Annotated in this window: 20 protein-coding genes; 13 read left to right on the forward strand and 7 right to left on the reverse strand. The window is 59.5% G+C overall.

The features are described 5' to 3' along the window. Positions 1–117 precede the first annotated feature (117 nt). On the reverse strand, positions 118–897 hold the full coding sequence (locus AC1D2P_RS23960; RefSeq protein WP_477757459.1) for an ABC transporter substrate-binding protein: 780 nt from the start codon (positions 895–897) through the stop codon (positions 118–120). Positions 898–1,143: 246 nt separating this feature from the next. Here AC1D2P_RS23960 and AC1D2P_RS23965 point away from each other — a divergent pair, with 246 nt between their 5' ends. Continuing rightward, positions 1,144–1,785, forward strand: a complete 642-nt coding sequence (locus tag AC1D2P_RS23965) for a type 1 glutamine amidotransferase (RefSeq protein WP_477757458.1) — start codon at positions 1,144–1,146, stop codon at positions 1,783–1,785. A 37-nt stretch (positions 1,786–1,822) separates the two neighbouring features. Here the strand turns inward: AC1D2P_RS23965 and AC1D2P_RS23970 are convergent, their stop codons facing one another. Next, positions 1,823–2,257, reverse strand: a complete 435-nt coding sequence (locus AC1D2P_RS23970) for a rhodanese-like domain-containing protein (RefSeq protein ID WP_477757457.1) — start codon at positions 2,255–2,257, stop codon at positions 1,823–1,825. Positions 2,258–2,358: 101 nt separating this feature from the next. Between AC1D2P_RS23970 and ftrA the strand changes: the two genes are divergently transcribed. Further along, on the forward strand, positions 2,359–3,333 hold the full coding sequence (ftrA, locus tag AC1D2P_RS23975; RefSeq protein WP_109784550.1) for a transcriptional regulator FtrA: 975 nt from the start codon (positions 2,359–2,361) through the stop codon (positions 3,331–3,333). A gap of 148 nt (positions 3,334–3,481) precedes the next feature. Here ftrA and cobF read toward each other — a convergent pair whose 3' ends face one another. Beyond that, positions 3,482–4,237 (reverse strand): precorrin-6A synthase (deacetylating), encoded by a 756-nt coding sequence (gene cobF / locus AC1D2P_RS23980; RefSeq protein ID WP_109784549.1) that lies wholly within the window; start codon positions 4,235–4,237, stop codon positions 3,482–3,484. Beyond that, positions 4,237–4,809, reverse strand: a complete 573-nt coding sequence (locus AC1D2P_RS23985) for a histidine phosphatase family protein (protein WP_223524530.1) — start codon at positions 4,807–4,809, stop codon at positions 4,237–4,239. The genes cobF and AC1D2P_RS23985 overlap by 1 nt, the downstream gene beginning before the upstream one ends. A gap of 339 nt (positions 4,810–5,148) precedes the next feature. On the opposite strand from AC1D2P_RS23985, the gene AC1D2P_RS23990 reads away from it, so the two are divergent. From AC1D2P_RS23990 to AC1D2P_RS24005, 4 genes are all read left to right on the forward strand, one after another. After that, positions 5,149–6,003, forward strand: coding sequence for a MurR/RpiR family transcriptional regulator (locus AC1D2P_RS23990; RefSeq protein ID WP_046027796.1), 855 nt, complete (start codon positions 5,149–5,151; stop codon positions 6,001–6,003). Positions 6,004–6,244: 241 nt separating this feature from the next. Then, positions 6,245–7,261: an arginine N-succinyltransferase gene (locus AC1D2P_RS23995; RefSeq protein ID WP_223524528.1), complete on the forward strand. Its 1,017-nt coding sequence runs from the start codon at positions 6,245–6,247 to the stop codon at positions 7,259–7,261. A gap of 61 nt (positions 7,262–7,322) precedes the next feature. After that, positions 7,323–8,357, forward strand: coding sequence for an arginine N-succinyltransferase (astA, locus tag AC1D2P_RS24000; protein ID WP_223524526.1), 1,035 nt, complete (start codon positions 7,323–7,325; stop codon positions 8,355–8,357). Positions 8,358–8,556: 199 nt separating this feature from the next. Continuing rightward, positions 8,557–9,426: an isocitrate lyase/PEP mutase family protein gene (locus tag AC1D2P_RS24005; protein WP_223524523.1), complete on the forward strand. Its 870-nt coding sequence runs from the start codon at positions 8,557–8,559 to the stop codon at positions 9,424–9,426. Positions 9,427–9,566: 140 nt separating this feature from the next. On the opposite strand, the gene AC1D2P_RS24010 is transcribed toward AC1D2P_RS24005, so the two are convergent. Together AC1D2P_RS24010 and AC1D2P_RS24015 are read right to left on the reverse strand one after the other, a co-directional pair. After that, positions 9,567–9,869 carry a hypothetical protein gene (locus AC1D2P_RS24010; RefSeq protein WP_223524521.1) on the reverse strand — a complete coding sequence of 101 codons (303 nt, stop codon included), beginning with the start codon at positions 9,867–9,869 and terminating at the stop codon, positions 9,567–9,569. Between the two features lie 367 nt (positions 9,870–10,236). Beyond that, on the reverse strand, positions 10,237–11,307 hold the full coding sequence (locus AC1D2P_RS24015; protein ID WP_477757456.1) for a diguanylate cyclase: 1,071 nt from the start codon (positions 11,305–11,307) through the stop codon (positions 10,237–10,239). A 193-nt stretch (positions 11,308–11,500) separates the two neighbouring features. Between AC1D2P_RS24015 and AC1D2P_RS24020 the strand changes: the two genes are divergently transcribed. The 3 genes from AC1D2P_RS24020 (at position 11,501) to hglS (ending at position 15,592) form a co-directional block, all read left to right on the forward strand. After that, positions 11,501–12,955 (forward strand): flavin-containing monooxygenase, encoded by a 1,455-nt coding sequence (locus AC1D2P_RS24020; protein WP_109784542.1) that lies wholly within the window; start codon positions 11,501–11,503, stop codon positions 12,953–12,955. A gap of 22 nt (positions 12,956–12,977) precedes the next feature. Further along, the gene (locus AC1D2P_RS24025; RefSeq protein WP_046027807.1) at positions 12,978–13,925 is read left to right on the forward strand and encodes an alpha/beta fold hydrolase; all 948 of its coding nucleotides are present in this window, start codon (positions 12,978–12,980) and stop codon (positions 13,923–13,925) included. 281 nt (positions 13,926–14,206) lie between these two features. Next, entirely contained in the window at positions 14,207–15,592 is a 1,386-nt protein-coding gene (gene hglS / locus AC1D2P_RS24030; protein WP_109784541.1) for a 2-oxoadipate dioxygenase/decarboxylase HglS, read from the forward strand. Positions 15,593–15,736: 144 nt separating this feature from the next. Here the strand turns inward: hglS and AC1D2P_RS24035 are convergent, their stop codons facing one another. Continuing rightward, positions 15,737–16,414 (reverse strand): type 1 glutamine amidotransferase domain-containing protein, encoded by a 678-nt coding sequence (locus tag AC1D2P_RS24035; RefSeq protein WP_046027811.1) that lies wholly within the window; start codon positions 16,412–16,414, stop codon positions 15,737–15,739. Between the two features lie 414 nt (positions 16,415–16,828). Between AC1D2P_RS24035 and AC1D2P_RS24040 the strand changes: the two genes are divergently transcribed. The 4 genes from AC1D2P_RS24040 to AC1D2P_RS24055 form a co-directional block, all read left to right on the forward strand. Continuing rightward, positions 16,829–17,344, forward strand: a complete 516-nt coding sequence (locus tag AC1D2P_RS24040; protein WP_007948242.1) for an Hcp family type VI secretion system effector — start codon at positions 16,829–16,831, stop codon at positions 17,342–17,344. A gap of 132 nt (positions 17,345–17,476) precedes the next feature. Beyond that, positions 17,477–19,519, forward strand: coding sequence for a type VI secretion system Vgr family protein (locus tag AC1D2P_RS24045; RefSeq protein WP_477811619.1), 2,043 nt, complete (start codon positions 17,477–17,479; stop codon positions 19,517–19,519). Continuing rightward, positions 19,464–20,246, forward strand: a complete 783-nt coding sequence (locus AC1D2P_RS24050; RefSeq protein ID WP_477757454.1) for a DUF4123 domain-containing protein — start codon at positions 19,464–19,466, stop codon at positions 20,244–20,246. Before AC1D2P_RS24045 ends, AC1D2P_RS24050 begins: the two co-directional genes overlap by 56 nt. Continuing rightward, on the forward strand, positions 20,246–23,879 hold a 3,634-nt coding region (locus tag AC1D2P_RS24055; protein ID WP_477811620.1), incomplete at its 3' end, for a DUF6531 domain-containing protein. The genes AC1D2P_RS24050 and AC1D2P_RS24055, both read left to right, overlap by 1 nt.

Here is a 23,879-nt window from a genome sequence, read left to right on the forward strand (position 1 = left end):
GCCTGACCCTCCGCTATCGCGAGCAAGCTCGCTCCCACAGGGTTCTCTGCTGCTAAAGAGAATGCACAAAAAAAATGGCAACCGCGTCAACGGATGCCACTTTTTTAAACGAGGTGATTACTCGCCGTAAACGTCAAACTTGAAGTACTTGTCCTGCACTTGCTTGTACTTGCCGTTGGCGCGGATTTCGGTGATAGCGGTGTTGAATTTATCAGCCAGCTCGGTATCGCCCTTGCGCACGGCAATGCCAGCGCCGCCACCGAAGTACTTCGGATCGTTGTACTCAGGACCGACGAACGCGAAACCTTTACCGGCGTCGGTTTTCAGGAAACCGTCGTCCAGGTTGACCGAGTCGGCCAGCAGCGCGTCGATGCGGCCAGAGACCATGTCGAGGTTGGCTTCCTGCTGGGAACCGTAACGCACCAGCTCGATCCCGGCCGGCACCAGCACTTCAGTGGCGAAACGGTCGTGGGTACTGGCGCGCAGCACACCGACTTTCTTGCCTTTGAGATCGGTCAGCGGATCCTTGACGTCGGTGCCTTCCTTCATGACGAAGCGCGCTGGGGTGTGGTAGTACTTGATGGTGAAATCGACGTTCTTTTTACGGTCGTCGGTGATGGTCATGGACGACAGGATGGCGTCGATTTTCTTCACTTTCAGTGCCGGGATCAGGCCGTCGAATTCTTGCTCGACCCACGTACACTTCACTTTCATCTGTTCACACAGTGCATCGCCGATGTCCACGTCGAAACCGGTGAGTTTGCCGTCAGGGGTTTTCATCGAGAATGGCGGGTAACCGGCTTCGATACCGATGCGGATCGGCTTGGCGTCTTCGGCCACAGCGGTCAGGGACAACATCGACAGTGCCAGGGCACCGAACATCACTAGCTTCTTCATTTATAACTCCTGTGTGCGGAGGCTTTTATTGGCAGCTTAAGATTGGCTTTCGGCCGGTGAAAACCGAAGTGGCCGGCAGTCTAGAGTGGCTTCAAATGGGCAAATTGTGTTTAAGCGACAAATACTTATAGAAAAGTGGCTGCTACAACAGAGCGGCTTGATGCGTGCGCCAAGGCGGTGCACAGACTGTAGGACAAGTCCTTTTTTCGGACAAATCTGACAAACAAAACTTACCCGAGAGCCGTGATGCCTACCTTGAATCTGATCCAGCACCACCCCGCCGAAGGCCCTGGTGCCATTGCTGACTGGGCCTCGTCCCGAGGGCTGACGCTGAAGGTGTTTCGTGCCGATCTCGGCCAATTGCCGCCCGTGAGCGCAGCACCGGTGATTGTGTTGGGCGGGCCATATGAATCCAATGCCGGACCGACATGGCTTGAGGCCGAGCGACAGTGGCTGGCGGGCAGTCTGGATAAAGACGTCGCGGTGTTCGCGATTTGCCTGGGCGCGCAATTGCTGGCGTTGAGCCTGGGCGGAACGGTGCGGCGGATGGCGCGCACGGAAACCGGCTGGACGTCGGTGACATTCACCGATGGGCAAAGGCTGAACGTGCTGGAGTGGCACGAAGACGCGATCGCCCTGCCGCCGGAGGCGCAATTGCTGGCCAGCAGCGATCAATGCGAACAGCAAATGTATCGCGTGGGGCCAACGCGGGTGGGACTGCAGTTCCATCCGGAGTGGAATGCCGAATCGGTGGCGATACTGAATGAACACTTTGCCGAGGAATCACCGTTGCCTCGGGGTGAACCGGACAGCGCCGCCTACGCCGCCGTTTATGACTGGCTGCAGGCGACGCTGGATGCGTGGTGGGCGGCTGCGTCCACTCGCTGAACGTCAGGACTGACGGGCTTTTTGTGTTACTTGAACGTCAGCATTCGCAGCCAATCACAGCACTGACCGGACGCTGCACAGGTGTACTCAATTCAAACCCTTCATCCAGCCACCCGGTCACACCGCCTATCATTTCCTTGACCGGGTAACCCAGCGCCGCGAGCTTCACCGCTGCCTTGTTGGCGCCGTTGCAGTGCGGACCGGCGCAATACACCACGAACAAGCTGCTTTTCGGGTACGCCGCCAACCCTTCAGCATTCAGCAATCGCCCCGGAATATTGATCGCGCCCGGCACATGCCCCCGCTCGAACGCCAGCGGGCCGCGCACGTCGACCAACACGAAATCCACCTCGCCGGCCTGTTGACTGCCGTGGACGTCGGAACAGTCTGTTTCGAATGTCAGACGGTTGCTGAAATGCATCAGGGCGATGGCCGAAGGGGCTGCGGGAATTTCGCGGACCAGGCTGGTCATGGGCAGTACTCCAAAGTCAGGGTGGGTGTGAGAAGACTTTATCCGCCCGATGCTTGGCGCTACAGTGGCGCACAAGACACTCACCGGGAACTTTCCGCCAAATGCAGCCTAACCCTGGATTGGTCGCGATCCTGGCCTACGACGGCCTCTGTACCTTCGAATTCGGCATCGCCGTGGAGATCTTCGGCCTGGCGCGGCCAGAGTTCGACTTTCCTTGGTATGAACACCGGATCGTCGCCGTGGATCAGGGCCCGATGCGCGCCATGGGCGGTATTCAAGTGCTGGCCGATGGCGGCATGGAGCTGCTCGAAGACGCCCGCACCATCATCATTCCCGGTTGGCGCGACCGTCATGCAGCGGTGCCCGAGCACTTGCTCGACGCCCTTCGAAAGGCCCATGCGCGGGGCGCGCGGTTGCTGTCAATCTGTTCCGGCGTATTTGTGCTGGCGGCGACCGGTTTGCTCGATGGCCACAGCGCCACCACTCATTGGCGCTACACCACCGAACTGGCCGAGCGCTTTGCGCATATCCAGGTCAACCCGGACGTGCTCTACGTCGACTCAGGTCAACTGATCACCTCGGCCGGCAGCGCAGCGGGTATCGATGCGTGCCTGCACCTGGTGGCTCGGGATTTCGGTACACACGTGGCGAACTCGGTGGCGCGACGGCTGGTGATGTCGCCGCAACGCACCGGCGGCCAGGCGCAATTTATTCCGGCACCGGTCAGTCCGACGCCGCGCAGCGATGTGTCACGCGTCATGCAATGGGCGCGCGAGCGCTTGCACGAACCGCTGGAGGTGCGCGAATTGGCCAGCGAGGCCGCCATGAGTGAACGGACGTTCCTGCGTCGGTTCACTGAGGCCACCGGGATGCCGCCCAAAGCGTGGTTACAGCATGAGCGACTGGCGCGAGCGCGGGAATTGCTGGAGAGCACCGACCACAACACCGATCAGATTGCCGAGCGGTGTGGGTATCGATCGGTGGAGAGTTTTCGGGTGGCGTTTCGGGGCATTGTAGGTGTGCCGCCGTCAGTGTATCGGGAGCGGTTCGGGCGTGGGGGCAGTGCGATCATTTAAGGTGTGTTTGAGGACGCCATCGCGGGCAAGCCCGCTCCCACAGGTTTGCGGGCGTACACAGCATCGGTGGCAGACACCTATCACTGTGGGAGCGGCGGTACGACGATTCGACTTGCCCGCGATGAGGCCATCCCGGACACGAGTTAACTCAAGGCTTACGCAACAGATAGGTATCCATGATCCACCCATTGGCCAATCGAGCTGCCTTGCGCACCCGCTCAATTTCATCACCTACATCCTTGAGTTTGCCGCTGATCAGGATTTCATCCGGCGTGCCTAAATAGGCGCCCCAGTAAATCTCGGTCTCCTGATCCGCCACCTGATGGTAGGCATCCTGTGCGTCCAGCATCACCACCACGCTGTCCGCATCACTCACCTGCCCCGCCGCCAGCCGTCGCCCTGTGGTGATTTCAATCGAGCGGCCAATCTCATTGAGCGGCACTTTATGCTGCGCCGCCAAGGCCTGGACGCTGGTAATACCGGGGATGACCTCGAACTCGAACACACAGCGCCCCGAAGCCAGAATCGCCTGCAAAATCCTGATCGTGCTGTCGTACAACGCCGGATCGCCCCACACCAGGAAACCGGCGCACTGATCATCGCTCAGGTGCTCATTGATCAAGCGCTCGAAGGTCAATTGCTTGGCAAGGTTGAGGTCTTCGACACTGTTCGTGTAGTCCACATCACCGCGCTCGCGCTCGGGGCTGTGGGCTTCGACGAAGCGGTAGTCGCGATCGGTGATGTAGCGCTCGCAGATCTCGCGACGCAGGTCGATCAACGAGTCTTTGCTCTGGCCCTTGTCCATCAGGAAAAACACATCGACACGGTTCAGCGCCTTCACAGCCTGCATCGTGACGTAGTCGGGGTTGCCGGCGCCAATGCCGATGACCAGCAGTTTTTTCATCACGACACTCCTTCGGCGTCGGTGCCGAGCAAGCGCAGACGCCAGCGGCCGGTGAAGCGCAATTCGATGGCTGACAACGGCTCAACGTCGATCTGATTGAAGGCCGCGCCCTGCACCACTTCCATCAACGCCGCCCGTATGACGAAGGGGTGGGTGATGGCAACGATATGCCCCGGTGCGCTTTCAAGCGTTTGAAGCCACTGCGCCACGCGCTGGCGCAACTGCACCACCGACTCACCGCCATGCGGCGCCGATGCCGGATCATCGAGCCAGGCCTGGAGCGCCGACGCTTGTGACGTTTGCAAGGCATCGATGTGTACGCCGTGCCACTGTCCGAAGTCGCATTCGCTCAATGCCGCGACGACTTCAACATCATCGCCGAACAAGGCCGCGGTTTGCCGGGTACGCATCTCCGGACCGCACAGTAAACGGGGCGTCCCTTTGAACTGGCTGCGGCGCGAGCCTTTCGCCAATTGCCAATCCATTTCCAGTGGCTCGTTCGTAGGAAAATACGCCAATTTCTGTGCGACGGTTCGAGCGTGACAAATCAGAGTCAAACGGGTTGCCTGCACGAATTATCCACCTGTCGAAACCATCGAAAACGGCAACGCGCCGCAAAAACTTGCCCAATTGTGCCCCAAGAAGCCCGGTTCAGGGCGTTTCGTTTCACCGGTCACGCACCGCGTGCCGAACGCCAGGGTCGATGAAATTCGGCAATGTCCCACACGGTTATGGGCGATTACCTACAAGCGCTGTCGATTTCCATGTAGCCCCCTTAGCACGCGGGTTTCGCCCCATTTTGGGGCTCGAAAAAACCGCCGAAAAATTCACTAGACTTGTGGAGTCCGCTACATAAATACTGTTTTAGCAATTTATGAAATGAAACCAACACCCATCCAGCAGGAGCCCGGATGCCCTCTCTCAGAGACCAGATCACCGACGCCGGCATGGAGCTGACGCCGTCGGAACGCAAGGTCATACGTGCCTTGCTGGATCAGTACCCGCGTAACGGCCTCGGCCCGATGTCACGTTTGGCCGAACACGCCGGCGTCAGCGATCCCACCATTGTGCGCCTGGTGAAAAAACTCGGGTTCAACGGTTATGCTGATTTCCAGGATGCCCTGCTCAGCGACATGGACCAGCGTTTGCGTTCCCCCAGTGCCCAGTTGCAACGGCGCTCCCATCTGCACAAAGGCGATGCATGGAGCCACTGTCTGGCGAGCAGCCATCGAGCGTTGGTGGATACCCACGCACTGACTCAGCCCGAAGACATCCGGATCCTCGTGGAATGGCTGCTCGACACTCGCCATCAGGTGCACTGCTTTGGCGGGCGCTTCAGCAATTTCCTCGCCCAGTACTTGCTCAACCACCTGCGCCTGCTACGCCCCGGCTGTTTTGCCCTGGAAGACAACGCGCAACTGCCGGACCGAGTGTTCGATGTGCAGCGCCAGGACGTGGTGCTGGTGTTCGATTACCGCCGCTACCAGTCGCGGACCTTGCGGTTGACCAACGCCGTCAAGAGCCGATACGCACGGGTGGTGTTGTTCACTGACATCTACACTTCCCCACTACGCGAGATGGCTGACCTGATTATCAGTGCGCCGGTTGAATCGGTGTCAGCCTTCGACACCATGGTTCCGGCGCTGGCCCAGGTCGAGGCGTTGATTGCCTGCCTGACGTTGCGCAGCCCGGACCTGGCCGATCGCCTGGAAGGCATCGACGCCCTGCGCGGCGAATTCGACACCCACCTGCTGGAGGATAAATAAGGATGTTTACGCTCCCCCATTGCTCACCCCGGGACCTGCCATTCATCGCCCACCACACCGCGTTACTGTGGGCACCGGCGATCATGTACAACACGGTGCTGGCCGACCCGAGCAACGACTGACAAAAAAAAGGGCGGCGTCTGACAACAAATCAGGCGAGCGCTGCTTTCATGCGTGGAAACCGACAGTGATAGTCAGGTTCGGTGCCAATCACCGAACCCTTTGATACAGGAGTGCAGCCATGCTGGTCTTACGCCCAGTCGAGTTAACCGACCTGCCCCAATTGCAGCAACTGGCCCGTGACAGCCTGGTGGGCGTCACGTCTTTGCCCGATGACAGCGAACGCTTGCGCAGCAGAATTCTCGAGTCCTGCGCCTCACTGGACAAAGGCGTTGAGAAACATGGCCCGGAGAACTACTTCTTCGTGCTGGAGGACCTGACGGCCCGGCGCCTGGTGGGTTGCTCGGAAATCCTGGCCACCGCCGGGTTCAACGAGCCCTTCTACAGCCTGCGCAACCGCCACTTCACCAGCGCCTCGCGGGAGTTGAACATCGAGCATGGCGTGCCGGCACTGTCTTTATGCCACGACCTTAATGGTCACACCCTGCTGCGCGGCTTTCACATCGACGACGACCTGGTGCGCACCGAGTTCTCGGAGTTGCTGTCACGGGCACGGCTGCTGTTTATCGCGGCCCATTCGCAGCGATTTGCGGACGTTGTAATCACCGAAATCGTCGGCTACAGCAACGACGAGGGGCAATCGCCGTTCTGGGATGCCGTGGGCAAGCACTTTTTCGACCTGCCTTATACCGAGGCCGAACGCCTGTGCGGGCTGGAAAGCCGGACCTTTCTCGCCGAACTGATGCCGCAGTACCCGATATACGTTCCCATGCTGCCCCAGGCTGCGCAGGACTGCATCGGCCGGATTCACCCCGACGGCCAGGAGGCCTTCGACATTCTTGAACGCGAAGGCTTTGAAACCAACAGCTACATCGACCTGTTCGACGGTGGCCCGACCTTGTATGCACGCACCTCGAACGTACTCACCATCGCCCAAAGCCTGAAGGCAACGGCGCAGGCCGTTTCGTCCATCGATGCACGAGGCAGGTATCTGGTCAGCAATGACGCACTCAAGGGCTATCGCGCGATCGTCGCCGAACTGGATTACCAGGCCGGGCACCCGGTAGGGTTGAGCGCCGACATGTGCAGGGCCCTGAACGTGACCGATGGCAGCCCGATCCGGTTGATCGCCCTGTGAGCATCACTCGGCCCCGTGGCCAACGACAGCGCCCGAACAGGCGCGAAGAAGGAGCTGCATCATGATTGTCCGCCCGGTTCGCGTCACCGACCTGCCCGCCTTGATGGACCTGGTGCAACAGGCCGGCCCCGGGTTCACCACCCTGCCGGCCAACGAGGATCGCTTGGCGCACCGGGTGCGCTGGGCCCAGCGGACATTCGCCGAACAAGTCGAGCGTGCGGATGCCGATTACCTGTTTGTGCTTGAGGATGACGATCAGCAAGTGGTCGGCGTAAGTGCCTTGACCGGCGCCGTGGGCCTGCGTGAACCCTGGTACAACTATCGGGTCGGGTTAACTGTCAGCGCTTCGCCGGACCTGGGCATTCAACGACAGATTCCGACCCTGTTCCTGAACAACGAAATGACTGGCCAATCGGAACTCTGCTCGCTCTTTCTGCGCCACGACCAACGCCATGGCACCCATGGCCGGCTCCTGTCGCTGGCGCGCCTGCTGTTCGTCGCAGAATTCCCCCAGCAGTTCGGCGACAAGCTCATTGCCGAACTGCGTGGCCGCGCCGACGAGCATGGCTGTTCACCATTCTGGGACAGCCTGGGCCGGCATTTCTTCAAGATGGAATTCAGCCACGCCGACCACCTGTCGGGGTTGGGCAGTAAATCGTTCATCGCCGAATTGATGCCGCGCCAACCGCTCTACACCTGCCTCCTGACGGAACAGGCCCAAGCCGTGATCGGCAAGGCACACCCGAACACCGAACCGGCCTTGAAGATCCTCAGCGCCGAGGGTTTTTCCCACAAGGGCTACATCGATATTTTCGACGCAGGTCCGGTGATTGAAGCACCGGTGTCGGAAATCCGCACCGTGCGCGACAGCCAGGCCCTGGTGCTGACCATTGGCACGCCCGACGAACAGGCCCCGGTCTGGCTGATCCACAACCGTCGCCTGGAAAACTGCCGCATCACCGCCGCCAAGGCACGCATGGTGGGCAACAGCCTGATTGTCGACCGACTCACTGCCAAACGGCTGCAACTGCAGCCCGGCAACTCCGTGCGTGCGGTGCCATTGCTCAATCAACAGCAGCAGGCTGTAGCGGCGTAAACACTTGATGGCGAGTGCTGCGCACTCGGACGCAGCCTTCGGCAGCTGCTACAGGGGTTAGCGTTACTGTGAGGATTGCAGACAACAACTTTGTAAATTCGTCATCATCTTCTGTTCGTCCGCGTGATAGCCTTTTGTTCCTTCGGCGTTGACACTTTTGCTCAAGCCCTTCCATTCCAATTGCAGTGGTGGAACTCGTATGTCCAGGCTTTCCCATCAAGATTTGCGCCGTAACTTCCGCGAACTGTTCGCCTCCAACACCTGCTATCACACGGCTTCGGTCTTCGACCCGATGTCGGCCCGCATTGCGGCTGACCTGGGTTTTGAAGTGGGGATTCTGGGTGGCTCGGTCGCATCGTTGCAGGTGCTGGGCGCCCCCGACTTTGCGTTGATTACCCTCAGCGAGTTCGCCGAGCAGGCCACCCGCATTGGCCGCGTGGCGCAATTGCCGGTCATCGCCGACGCCGACCATGGCTACGGCAACGCGCTCAACGTGATGCGCACCATCGTCGAACTCGAACGCGCCGGCGTGGCCGCGCTGACCATCGAAGACACCTTGCTGCCGGCACAATTCGGCCGTAAATCCACCGACCTGATCGGCGTCGCGGAAGGCGTCGGCAAGATCCGTGCAGCGCTGGAAGCCCGCGTCGATTCAGAAATGGCGATCATCGCCCGCACCAACGCCGGCATCCTGCCCGTCCAGGAAATCATCAGCCGCACCCAGCAGTACCAAGCCGCCGGAGCGGACGGGATCTGCATGGTCGGTGTGCAGGACTTCGACCAACTGGAAAAAATCGCCGAGCACCTGAGCGTGCCGCTGATGCTGGTCACCTACGGCAACCCGGCGCTGCGCGATGACAAGCGCCTGGCCGAACTGGGCGTGCGAGTGACGATTGACGGACATGGCGCTTACTTTGCGGCGATCAAGGCGACGTACGACAGCTTGCGCGAACAGCGGCAGATCTTTACCCAAGCGTCGGATTTGAACGCTACGGAGCTGACGCACACCTACACGCAGCCTGAGGAATACATCCGCTGGGCGAAAGAATTCATGAGCGTTAAAGAATAAGGGTTTAACCGGTTTAGCTGTATTGCCTGGGCTGACGCCTTCGCGGGCAAGCCATGCTCCCACAGTTGAAACGCATTCCCCTGTGGGAGCGTGCGGTGCGGCGATCCGACTTGCCCGCGAAGGGGCCGGTTGCAACACCGCTAGATTGCAGCCTTGAACCCCTCCTCCCGCTGCAACGCCCGCGCCCGGATCACGTCCAGAATCGCGCATCCTTCACGCATCAGCAGATGCACCGCCCCGGTCACACGCGTCAGATCACAGTCTGAAATGCCTTTGAGGCCAAGGCTGGACAAGGTGTCCGCCAAATCACGAACCACGGTAAAGCGATGCGCCGCGCAGGCTGCGAGGTCGCTGAGTTCTTTGTGGGTATTGACGAAGAGCACCGGATTTTCGGGGTCGTAGGTGTCGATGGGGAGGTAACGCGGCATTACTTGGTCGTGCATTGTTGTAACTCCTGTAATTGGAGCAACCACCGTTTCGCGGCCAAACGAAGGTGGCAGCCGTACGCGGGTTGGCCGACCGGGTACAGGAACCGGCACACCCGAAGGTGTCCCACGCACAGCCGCCATAACACGATGTTTCAGGCGCTAATCGCCTGAACGGTGTCGGGTAGCTGGACGTTCCTGTATCCGACCGACCAAGGTCGTTCGCGGAGTTTTCCGCGAGCCCGAACTATAGGGGTCGATACCGAAACGCGGCAACAGGGTACGTTGTAGGAAACGTCTTGGAAAGTTGTGCGCCACTGAATGAGCCAGCTCAACCCCCACAAAAACCCTGTGGTGAGGGGGTTTAGGGGTTGCTGCTAAAGAGTCACACCGAATCAAACAACGCCCGATGCAGCTTGCCGTCGGCGCAAATCACCCGATTGCGGCCAGTGGTCTTGGCTTCGTACAGCGCCTGATCGGCGTCGTTGAGCCACAACGTGGCATCGGCGTGTGCCGGGTTGAAGGCTGCCAGGCCGATGCTCAGGCTGACTTTCAACGCAGGACTTTGCTCGTAGCCCAATGTGGCAAAGCGATCACGCAAGGCATCCATGGCCGCGGCGGCGCTGTCCAGGGGCAAATCCGGCAGTAGCACGCAGAACTCGTCCCCGCCGTAGCGGCCCGCCACATCGGTAACGCGCAGGTTCTGCTTGAGCATTTTGCTCAGCTGACGCAACACAATGTCCCCGGCGACGTGGCCGTAGGTGTCATTGATGGTCTTGAAATGGTCAATGTCGATCAGCGCAATCGCCCCGCCCTGCTGCTGGCGTTGGCAACGCTGGAATTCAATTTCCAGTTGATCCTTCCAGGCGCCATGGTTCAGCAGGCCGGTCAGGCTGTCGGTGCGGCTCAGGGCCAGCAGTTCGCGCTTTTGCCGGCCCAGGGTGGTGGCCTGGCGAAAGCAGATCCAGCCCAACGCCAAGGGGTACAGGATCAGCAGCGGCATGCAGGCAAACATCTGCAATGGACTGGTTGTCGGGATGAACGCGGGCGTAAACAGCAGCCATCCAATGCCTATCCCGAGAATCTGCGCGACGGTGCCCACCAGCAGAAAACGCAAGCCACCGATGGCGACATTGTTCATCGCCATCATCGACAGCGTTGCAACACTGGGCAGCGGATTGAATTGCATGGCCGCCACCCAGAAACCACCGAGAAAGGCGTCGACCAGGATGGTGCGGTGTTCGGCGTGAAACGGAACCTTGGCCCGCCGCGCCCACTGATAGGCAACGTGCGGCCAGAACACCCCGTTGAACACCATCAAACCCCACACCCACGGCGCCGGGTCGAGGGGATACATCGCCGCGCTCACGCACAACAATCCCAGGGCCAAACCCAGGGTACGCGATGTATAAAGCCTCCTGGCCAATGAAAGTCCTTTTCCTCCCGCTTTTTCCATAAGGGCCTCTGCACCACTGAACGGAACCTGATGACACCGGGGTGACAGGTGCGATTGGAGTCTATCAGGGCAACGTTAAATAGCCATCACCGGCGAGCGGCCTGAATACCGTGGTATTGCCGCGAGGCGAGTCTTCAATGTTTGGCTATACATGAAAGAAGGGTTCAATAAACAACGATAAAAAAGGAGGCCCATGCAGACCTTTCAAGTATTGATCATCGGCAGCGGTTTTGGCGGTCAGTGCGCGGCGATCAATTTGCTCAAGGCCGGCATTGATGATTTTCGCTTGCTGGAACGACGGGATTTTTTCGGCGGCACCTGGTGCCAGAATACCTACCCCGGCGCAGCGGTGGACGTACCTTCGCCGCTGTATTCGCTGTCTTTTGCGCCCTACCGCTGGACGCAAATGTTCGCCGAACAAGCGGAGCTTCACCGCTATACCCAGTACGTGGTGGAACGCTTCGGCCTGCGCGAGCGGGTTGAACTGCAAGCCAATGTCGAACGCATCGAATGGGATGACGCCAGCAAACGCTGGGCCGTGCACACCGCCACCAAAGGCACGTATTACGCACAGTTTCTGATTAACGCGACAGGGCCGTTGAGCCAGCCGGTCATTCCTCACTTCGTCGGTCAGGAACGCTTTCAGGGCAAGACCTTCCACACCAACAACTGGGACCATTCCTACGACTACCGGAAAAAACGCGTGGCCGTCGTCGGCAGTGGTGCCAGCGCTGCCCAGGTCATCCCGGCGATTGCCCCGGACGTCGAGCACCTGCATGTGTTCCAGCGCACACCACACTGGGTACTGCCACGGGCCGACCGTGCGTTTGGCCCTTTCCAGCGTTGGCTGCTGGGCCTGAAGCCGGCCTACAAGCTCCTGCGCTGGATGATCTATTGGCAGTTCGAAACCCGGGTGATCGCCTTCAAGTACTCGAAACCGGCGATCCACATGGTCCAGCAACACGCCCTGCGCTTTCTCAAACGCCAGGTGCCAGACCCCGCATTACGCCAAAAGCTGACACCGGACTTCACCATCGGCTGTAAGCGGGTGCTGGTCTCCAGCACCTACTACCCGGCGCTGAGCCGGCCTAATGTGACGTTGCACAGTCGCGAACAAGGCATCGCCGCCATCGACGAAACCGGCATCGTCACTCAGGACGGCCAGCACATCGACCTCGATCTGATCGTCTGGTCCACCGGTTACGACGCCACCGACGGGGTGATTTCCTACCCGGTCACCGGCAAACACGGCACGCAACTCAAGGACGTCTGGGCGCAGTACCCGCGGGCCTACCTGGGCACCAGCCTGCCGGACTTCCCGAACCTGTTTATCGTCACCGGCCCGAACACCGGCATTGGCCACACCTCGGCGCTGTTCATCATCGAATCGCAGATGAATTACATCCTCGACTGTATTCGCACGTTAAAAGCCCAAGGTTTACGCAGCATTGAAGTACGCCCCGAAGCGGAACGTACCTACACTGAAATGATCCATCGCGAAATGGAGCGCACGGTGTGGAAGTCCGGGGGGTGCCATAGCTGGTACCAAAGCAAGAGCGGTCATGTGATCGCCATGTTTCCGGGGTTTAGTTTCAGCTACCACCGATTGACCCGGGCGCTGAAACCTGCCGACCACATCCTGTCCTGATCACGTTAGAGGAAGTCATCCGATGCTTCTTTTGGTTGTCGTTATTGCAGTTATCGTGGCCTGGAGCTGGTTGAGCTACCCGGCCATCGGTTATTGGCTCTATGACTGGAACATGGCGATTGAAGCCAAGCTGTATCGGCTGCACAAGATCGTCGTACCGATCCACGAGATGACCGTCTCGACCTGGCAAGGCGGCCCGTATGAGGCGTCGAGTAGCGTGCTGATGCTGCACGGCTACAGTGCCGACAAAAACCTCTGGCTGCGATTTGCCCGGCACTTTGTCGGCAATTATCGGGTAATCATTCCGGACATTGCCGGTCATGGCGAAACCGGGTTCAAGGCCGGTGGCGGCTACGACATCCCCTTGCAGGCCAAGCGGATCATCCAGTTGCTCGACGTCTGCGGGGTCGAGAAGGTGCATGTGATTGGCAACTCAATGGGCGGCTACATCGCAGCGTGGCTGGCAGCCACGTACCCGGAGCGGATAGCCTCCGTCGCGCTGATCGATCCGGCCGGGGTCACCGCGCCCGAAGCCAGTGATCTGGAGCGGCACCTGGCCAAGGGGCACAACCCGTTTCTGATTCACTCGCGCGAGGAGTTTCGACGCTTCTACGCCATGACCATGGCCGAACCGCCGTGGGTGCCCGGCGTAGTACTGGACGCCGTGGCCCAGCGCTACGAGCAAAGCCGCGATGAGCTGGAGGAGATTTTCAACGACTTTCGCGCCAGCCCGCCGATGGAGCCGATACTGGCGGACATCAAGTGCCCGGCGCTGTTGTTGTGGGGTCACAAGGACCGTTTGATCGACGTCAGCAGCGTGGCCGTCTGGAGCAAGGGCATCGTCGATCTGCGAGTGCATATCTGGGATCACCTCGGCCACATGCCGATGGTTGAGCAACCGGCGGATACCGCAAGGCTGTACCGGGAGTTCCTGGGATCGCTGCGCACCGAAAGCCGTTCCCACTTATAACCACCACCGAGCCCCGTAGCAGCTGTCGAGCTGCGCGAGGCTGCGTCCGGTGGCGAAGCCGCCGTGAATCAGGCTCTGCGGTTTTTCAGTTAAACCGGGTTTTCAGGGTTTACGACGGCTCCGCCGCCGGAAGCAACCTCGCAGGCTCGGCAGCTGCTACAGGTCCTGTTGTTCAAGCAGTCCTTGGCAGAATGAAGTTCGTAAGATTCTTCGTTTGTCGGCGCCGCTGAAGGCTGCGATCTTTTCGCACATCCTTTACGTCACCGCGCCAGGAATTCTTCATGAGCCAAGCACACTTCGTCAGCCCTGACCTGATCCGTCAACGCTTCTCCAAAGCGATGTCCGACATGTACCGCGAGGAAGTGCCGCTGTACGGCGCGCTGATGGAACTGGTGGAACAGACCAATCAGTACGTGCTGGACAGCGACCCGCAGATCGCCCGCCAGTTGATCAGCACCGGCGAAATCGAGCGCCTGGACCTGGAACGCCACGGTGCAATCCGCGTCGGTACCGCCACCGAACTGACCACCCTCGCCCATTTGTTTAAGGTCATGGGCATGCAACCGGTGGGCTATTACGACCTGACCCCGGCGGGCGTGCCAGTGCATTCCACCGCATTCCGCGCCGTGCACGAAGCAGCGTTGCAAGTCAGTCCGTTCCGCGTGTTCACCTCGTTGCTGCGTCTTGAACTGATCGAAGACCTGGAACTGCGCGCCTTCGCCCAGTCGGTGCTGGACAAGCGCCAGATCTTTACCCCGGCAGCGCTGACCTTGATCGAGCGCGCTGAAACCGCAGGCGGCCTCACCGAGCAAGAAGCCCAGGACTTCGTCGAGCAGGCGCTGGAAACCTTCCGCTGGCATCACAGCGCGACCGTCACCGCCGAGCAGTACCAAAAACTCAGCGCCCAGCATCGCCTGATCGCCGACGTCGTGGCCTTCAAAGGCCCGCACATCAACCACCTGACGCCACGCACGCTGGACATCGACATCGTCCAGGCGCAAATGCCGGTCCACGGCATCACCCCCAAAGCAGTGATCGAAGGCCCGCCTCGCCGCCAGTGCCCGATTCTGTTGCGCCAGACCAGTTTCAAGGCGCTGGACGAACCGGTTGCCTTTACCGATCAAACCGCCACCCAAGGCAGCCACAGCGCCCGCTTCGGTGAAATCGAACAACGGGGTGCCGCGCTGACGCCAAAAGGCCGGGCGCTGTATGACCGGTTGCTCAACGCGGCACGAGATGAATTGAAAGACTTCCCCAATGAGGCCAATGCCGCACGCTACAACGCGCTAATGACGCAGCACTTTGGCGAATTTCCTGACACGTACGAAGGCATGCGCCAACAGGAACTGGCGTACTTTCGCTACTTTGTGACGGAAAAAGGCCAAGCGGCCGAAGAACTGAAATCGTTGTCGCTGGAGGCGTTGCTCAGCGGCGGTTACCTGCGGGCTGAACCTTTGGTCTATGAGGATTTTCTGCCCGTGAGCGCAGCGGGGATTTTCCAGTCGAACCTCGGGGATGCAGCGCAAACCCACTATGGCGTGCATTCGAATCAGCAAGCATTTGAACAAGCGCTGGGGCGAGCGACGATTGATGAGTTGGGGTTGTATGCCGAAACGCAACGGCGTTCGATTGAGGAATGCTATGCGACGCTGGGCCACGCCATCTGAAACCTGTAGCAGCTGGCGAAGCCTGCGTCCGGCTGCGAAGCAGTCGTAAATCGGCTGGTGCGGTTTTTCAGATAAACCGTGGTTACCGGATTACGACTGCTACGCAGCCGGACGCAGGCTGCGCCAGCTGCTACAGGATCGGGTTTAGCGGAGTTTGGCGAGCAACGCCTCGGCCGCAGCCTCGGACGACGCCGGGTTCTGACCGGTGATCAGCAACCCGTCAGTCAGCACATAGCTTGCCCAATCGTCGCCCTTGGAATAAATCCCGCCCTTCTCCTTGAGCATGTCTTCGACCAGAAACGGCACGACGTTCGTCAGTTGCACCGCCTCTTCCTCCGAGTTGGTGAAGCCCGTGACCCGCTTGCCCTTGACCAGCGGCTGACCGTCCGTGCCTTTGACGTGGCGCAGCACACCCGGTGCATGGCAAACCGCTGCGACCGGTTTATTCGCCTTGTAAAACGCTTCGATCAGCGCAATGGATTGCTTGTCTTCAGCCAAATCCCACAGCGGACCATGGCCGCCCGGATAGAAAACCGCATCGTAATCCTCGGCTCTCACACTGTTGAGCAGCGCGGTAGAGGCCAATGCGGATTTAGCCGCCGCGTCTTTATTGAACCGATCGGTGGCGGCGGTTTGCGCATCCGGCTCATCGCTCTTGGGGTCCAGCGGCGGCTGACCACCCTTGGGCGACGCCAGGGTCAACTGAGCACCGGCGTCCTTGAAGGCGAAATACGGTGCGGCGAACTCTTCCAGCCAGAAGCCGGTTTTCTTCCCCGTGTTACCCAATTGATCGTGGGACGTTAAAACCATCAGGATTTTCATGTCGCTCTCACTCCGGTTCAGGGTTGTCAGGATGCTCGATGGCAGTGTTTTTATGGACCCTGCTGCCAGTCGATTCGTTGCACCGGCTATCAGGTGTCGTTGATGGATGGCGCATAGCCCTTATGCGCAAGAAGTTGCGCACTCATCGTTGGAAAAGGCCTTTTTGGGACCCTGATCACCCTGCCGGGCGGGCTCTCCAGCCGAGTGCGCAAGAAGTTGCGCAGTGCTGTGCAAGTTCTTGCGCACATTCCTCAGTGTTCTTCTGTAGAAATCTTTCCGGAACTTGAAAAACAGTCTCAACACACTGTTTTATATAGCTTTTAACGTTTATGGCACGGACCTTGATAACAGTCAGGCACCCACCGGGCGATACCGCCTCCCGGGCACCCTTAATTTTTAGCAAGGAGCACACCCATGGCTACACCAGCGTACATGTCCGTCACTGGCGAAAAACAAGGTCTGATCACCGCCGGCGCATTCACCGCCGATTCGGTTGGCAACACCTACCAGGAAGGCCACGAAGACCAGGTCATGGTTCAGGCTTTCAGCCACGACGTGATCATCCCGCGTGACCCACAGTCCGGCCAACCTACCGGTCAGCGCGTTCACAAGCCAGTCGTGATCACCAAGGTCTACGACAAGTCTTCGCCTCTGCTGCAAGCGGCCCTGACTTCCGGCGAGCGCATGAGCGAAATCGTTATCCAGTGGTACCGCACTTCGGCTCAAGGTACTCAAGAGCACTACTACACCACCAAACTGGAAGACGCGATCATCGTCGCCATCAACAACAAAATGCACAACTGCCAGGACCCGTCGAACTCGCACTTCACGCACCTGGAAGAAGTGCAGTTCACCTACCGCAAAATCACCTGGACCCACGAAGTATCCGGTACTTCGGGTTCCGATGACTGGCGTCTGCCGGTCGCCTAAATCAGGCCGACCGTCTCAAGCATCGGCCAGCTCTGCTGGTCGATGTTGTTTTCGCTCTTCCAGAATTTTCGCGTCGGCTGATGCCTTTTTTGGCCATTGGCGCACGCCGCAGCACTGCACGAGGAACAAGGGATGTTCGCGCCGGCCAATCAGACTCACTTTGCCCTGACCATCGAAGGCCTATCCAGCGATTTGCAGGTGCTGTCCTTGYAAGGTCGGGAGGCGATCAGCCAACCGTTCGTGTTTGAGGTGGAGCTGGTCAGTGAACAGCCGTCCCTGGACCTCGAATCCCTGCTGCACAAACCGGCCTTCTTGCAGCTCTCGCCTGACGGCAGCGGCATCCACGGCCAGATCTACCGCGCCGCCCAGGGTGATTCCGGCAAACGCCTGACCCGCTACGCGGTGACCCTGCGTCCGCAACTGTCCTACCTGGCGCATCGCGTCAACCAACGCATCTTCCAGAACCTCAACGTGCCGAAAATCATCGGCAAGGTCCTTGAAGAGCACGGCATCCAAAGCAACGCTTACGAATTCAAAGTCGGGGCGATTTATCCCGAGCGCATTTACTGCGTTCAGTACGATGAATCGGACCTGCAATTCATCCAGCGCTTGTGCGAGGAAGAAGGGATTCACTACCACTTTCAGCACAGCACTTCGGCCCACAAGCTGGTGTTCGGCGATGACCAGACGGTGTTCCCGAAACTGGCGCCCGTGGCCTATCAGCAAGACTCCGGCATGGTCGCCAACGACCCGGTGATCAAGCGCTTCGATCTGCGCCTGGAAACCCGCACCAGCCGCACCACCCGCCGCGACTACGACTTCGAAAAACCGCGCATCACCCTCGAAAGCGAAAACCGTGGCGACGCCCTGCCCGACCTCGAAGACTACGACTACCCCGGCCGTTTCATCGACCGCGAGCGTGGCAAGCACCTGGCCAAACGCGCCCTCGAACGCCACCGCAGCGACTTCCAGCTCGCCGAAGGCAAAAGTGATCAGCCGTTGCTGGTCAGCGGCCACTTCCTGGCCCTGACCCAACACCCCAAGGCTAAATGGAACGACCTGTGGCTGCTGACCGAAATCCTCCACGAAGGCAAACAGCCGCAAGTGCTGGAAGAATCGGTGACCAGCCACACCACCAACCTGAAGGACGACTTCCATCAGGGCTACCGCAACCGCTTCCAGGCCACCCCGTGGGACGTACCGAATCGCCCGCCGCTGCAGCATCCCAAGCCACGGATCCTCGGCAGTCAAAGCGCCGTGGTCACCGGGCCCCTGGGTGAAGAAATTCATTGCGACGAGTACGGCCGCGTCAAAGTGCAATTCCACTGGGACCGCGAAGGCCAGGCCGACGACAAGACCAGTTGCTGGCTGCGCGTCTCCTCCGCCTGGGCCGGCGCCCACTACGGCGGCATCGCCATCCCGCGGATCGGCATGGAAGTGCTCGTCACCTTCCTCGAAGGCGACCCCGACCAACCGCTGATCAGCGGCTGCCTTTACCACAAGGAAAACGTCGTCCCGTACCCGCTGCCGGCGAACAAGACCCGCAGCACTTTCAAAACCCTGAGTTCACCCGGTGGCGGCGGTTTCAACGAACTGCGTATCGAAGACAAAAAGGGCCAGGAACAAATCTTCCTGCACGCCCAGCGCGACTGGGATGAAAACGTCGAGCACGACCAGAAAATCCGCGTCGGCAACGAACGCCACGACACCGTCGAGCAAAACAGCTACAGCGAATTCAAAGCCGAAGAACACCACACGGTTTACGCCGACCGCAAAGTCGAAGCACGCGCCAACGACCACCTGACCGTGGGCGCAAACCAGCACATCAAGATTGGCACCGGGCAGTTCATTGAAGCCGGCCAGGAAATCCACCTGAGCAGCGGCATGAAAGTCGTGCTCGAAGCCGGGAGCGAACTGACGCTCAAGGGTGGCGGCAGCTTCATCAAGATCGACGCCAGCGGCGTGACCCTGAGCGGGCCGGTGATCAACATGAACTCCGGGGGCAGTCCGGGCAGCGGGACCGGGGCTGCGCCGTTGATGCCGGGTGTGTTGAAACAGGCGGATGCGGACAAGGCTGGGGCGGTACTGACACCGGCGCAGGTCAATACGCTGAAGCGTAATGCGCCGTTTTGTGAAGAGTGTGAAAAATGCAAGGCAGGTGTTTGTGCGAGCTGATCTTTTGACTCCTCAGGCGTGGTTGGCTGAACGGCCGCTGCAAACGGGCGAACACCTGTATCTGATCGTCAGTGCCGCCAGTGATGCCGATGCGCTGAAGACGCTTTACCAGAATGACCCCACCACCCAGGCCACCCCGATCTGGGGCGGAACACCCTACGCGAGTTGGCAACAAGTAATGCCTTACCTCACCGAGTTGAAGCCCAACTCGGGTTTTCTGTCGTGGATTGCCGAAACGGACGCGCAAGACTGGGGATGGCTGGCGGTTTCAACCAGCACGCCGGAGCTGGTCTTTGAACACCTGCGCAGCCTGACCCAAGTGCGCATGCCCGATGGAACCGAGGTGTTTTTCCGGTTCTGGGATGGGCGGCATATCTATCCGATTCTGGAGGGATTGGGTGAGGCGGCGGGTGAAGTGTTACCGGTGTTTGATCGGTATCTGATTAATGGCAAGCGGCTGGATATCGGGCCACGCGTGGTGCCGGTGGCGAAAGATTGGCCTTGGTGGGAGGTGCCAAAGACGTTGCTTGATGGCTTGGCCAAGCAAGACCCGTCGACCTTGATCGGCAACCTGATGCAATGGCTGGAAGAGGAACGCCCAGACATCTACGCCGCTTACCCCGACAGCAACCTGAAGCTGAAAATCGCACGCTTCGTGCGTCGGCCCGATGCTCCGAAAAACTTGAATGAAGCACTGTTAAACCACCTGATTCTGGAGCAAGGCTGATGGATCGCGTTGCCTACGTTGATAACCAACTGAGTACGTTCAAGGACAGTCTGAAGCTGTACCAGGAACAAACCAAAACCTGGTATGCAGAGGTCGCCGATAAAGGCAGTCGCGCTGCAGACTTGCCTTCTTTGCTCGGCATGGAGCGAGTGATCAAGGTCGGCAACTCCAGCAAATCCGTCAGCATGACTGACGGCGATTTCTCCTCAAACGTCGCTCAGTGCCCACTCAAAGGCCCATTGCTGATCGAAAGCAAATTCGAATCGGTCTACGACATTCCGCTGGGGGATATCGAAGTTGAAATCGTCGCGGTGGAAGGCGGCGCGGTCAGCAAAGTCAAACTGGATGCTCAAGGCAAAGCAGCCTGGACAGAAGGTGTTCCGGGCAAGTTCTACAAGATCCGCGTTCACAATGAAGTGACACCGGCGCAGATTGATACGCTGTTCAGTTCCTATGGCGGCCTGACCGCCGACCTGGAAGGCTTCCTGCGCAAGGAATGGGCGGGCTTCAAACCTCAATGGTCCAACGTGTCAGCCTCCGGCACCGCCATGGCTGTCGGCAACGGCATCCTTGAAGGAGGCTGGGAAGCGATCAAAGGGGTCTGGGATGGCATCAGTCTGGTGCTCGACATCCTGCAAGACCCGGGCAAGTTTGCGAAGGACCTCGGTGCAGGTACCCAGAAACTGATTGACCTGGCCAAACAAGCGCCCGACATCATGAAAAAGGCCATGTTGCTGGCCAGCGATGAGGCCGCACTGTTCCTGATGGTGCGCAGCGCCGTCATCTGGCTGGCAGGTTTGCCACCGATGAAGATGGCTGGCGATGTGGCAAAAATGACCACGGCGGCGGTCGTGGGTATCGCCATCGACATCGTCATCTCGATCGTGCTGACCATCGCCGCGGAAGGTACGGGCGTCATCTACCTCGCCGCGCGGTTGAAAAAGTATGGCGAAATCATCATCAAGGCCGTCACTGGCTTTGTGGAGTCGGTGTTCAAGATCATCAAAGGCTTCATGGAGTACGTTACGAAATACACAGCCGTTGCGGCGCGTGGTGTGACGGCACAAATGAAGAATGGCTTGGCCCAGTTGCGTTTTGACGGGAAGAAAAACGCGAAACTGGGCAAGGGCAAAACCGGCGATGATGTCTCCAGGCAAGCCACGACACCCGCCGACAAAAGCGCTGAACCCGCCGCGAAAACCTGCACCGACAAGTGCCCCGTTTCGATGGTCACCGGTGAAGAGCTGTTGACGCTGACCGATGGTCAACTCGACGGCCTGCTGCCCTTTGAGTGGACGCGCCTGTATCGAACCAGCGCCGTGGAAATCGATTGTGGCCTCGGTTACGGCTGGAGCCATGCGCTGGCGCACCGTGTCGAGATCAACGGTGACGAAGTCATCTGGACCGACCACGAAAACCGTGCCACGCCGTTTCCACTTCCGAGCCAGCAACGCCCCGCTATCACCAACAGCCTGTCGCGCGCAGCGATTTTTATCGGCGACGATCCTTCGGAACTGGTTCTGGCACAGGCAGGCAGTCGCCCTTCCTTCTACCACTTCCGTTACAACAGCAAAGGCGCAACCCTCATCGCCATCAGCGACAGCTATGGCAACCGGTTGCACATCACCCGTGATATTCACGGGCGAATCAAACGCCTCGATAACGGTGCCGGTCGCGCCCTTCTCCTGCGCTACGACCGAAAGCACATCGTCGCCGTCGACTATCAACAGTTCCTTCCGGCGGACACTCTGGAAGACGCCTGGAACACCGTCCAGACGCTGGTCACGTACAGCTATGACGCGCAGCATCGCCTGATTGAAGCGAAGAACGCGGCCGGTGAAGCCGAGCACTATCGCTACAACGATCAGCACGTGATTCTCGAACGGCAATTGGCGGGTGGCGCCAGTTTCTTCTGGGAATGGGAGAACGAAGGCAAGCTCGCGCGCTGCGTTCATCACTGGGCGAGTTTCTCGCAGATGGAAGCGCACTACGTCTGGGACGATAAAGGTAGCGTCACGGTTACCAACGCCGATGGCAGCGAAGAGGTTTATACCCACGACGATAAAGCGCGGTTGATCAGCAAGATCGACCCCGATGGCGCGGAACACCTCAAGGCCTACGACGACAAGGGCCAGTTGATCGCAGAAAAAGATCCGCTGGGCGCCGTGACCGAATACCGGTACGACGAAGACGGCTTGATGACGGCGGTCATTCCTCCGGAAGATGAACCGGTCACGTACGAATACAGCAATGGGTTCGTGAGCGATGTCCATCGCGGCAAAGCCACGTGGAAGTATCAGCGCAACAATCAGGGCGACATAACCCAGCAGATCGATCCGCACGGCAACGCCACCCTCTACAGCTACGACCGCCAAGGCCGCTTGCTGGAAATCCGTCATCCCGATGGCAGMCGCCATCAACTGGGATGGAACAACCTCGGACAACTGCTGGAAGAAAGCCTGCCTGACGGCGGTCAACGCAAATACCGTTACGACGCCTTGGGCCGGCAAATCACCCGTCAGGAAGAAACCGGCGCGATCACCCACTACCAATGGGACGCCGCCAATCGCCTCGCACAAGTGACCCTGCCCGGTGGCGCGACCCGTGCATTTACCTACAACGCCTATGGCAAAGTCACCGCCGAGCGCGATGAGCTGGGGCGCATCACTCGCTACGAATACGCCGATGGCCTGCACCTGGTCAGCCGCCGCCTGAATCCGGACGGTAGCCAATTGCGTTATCGCTACGACAATTCACGCCTGCTGCTGACCGAGATCGAAAACGAGCGCGGCGAGCATTACCACCTCGATTACTACGCCAACGGCCTGATCCAGCAGGAAACCGGCTTCGACGGGCGCCGCACCGCCTACGAGTACGACCTCAACGGCCAATTGCTGAAAAAAACCGAATTCGGCGACGACGGCAGCGAACTGATTACCGAATATCAACGCGATGCCGCTGGCCGGTTGCTGGTCAAGACGCTAGCCGATAGCGAGGAAATCCACTACAGCTACGACGCCTTCGGCCGCTTGGTCAACGTCGACGATGGCAACTGGCCCCTCGCCTACGAATATGACCTGCAAGATCGCTTGATCACCGAACATCAAGGCTGGGGCACGCTACGTTACGAGTACGACTCGCTCGGCCAACTGAGCCACTGCCGCCTGCCCGATGGCAGCAAACTCGACTATCGCCACCAAGCCGGTGGCCGCCTGAACAGCATCGACCTCAACGGCTCGCGCCTGACCACGCACCAGTTCAGCGCTGGTCAGGAACTTCAGCGCCAGCAAGGCCTGCTGCTCAGCCAGTACCAGTACGACGAACAAGGCCGTCTGCAAGCACACAGCGTCAGCCAAAAAGATAGAAACCTGTTCCACCGCCGCTACGCCTACGACGCCAACGGCAACCTCGCCGGCATCGACGACAGCCGCAAGGGAAATCGCAGCTACCACTACGACCCGCTCGATCGCCTGATCAACGTCCGAGGCAGCACCCCGGAAAGCTTCGCCCACGATCCCGCCGGGAACTTGCTGGGCCAAGGCGACCAAGCCAGCGCAAACCTGGCCAACGTCAAAGGTAACCGCCTGCTGATGCAGGGCGACCGCCACTAYGACTACGACGCCTACGGCAACC

The sequence above is a fragment of the Pseudomonas sp. P1_F1_2 genome (genome assembly GCF_056405815.1).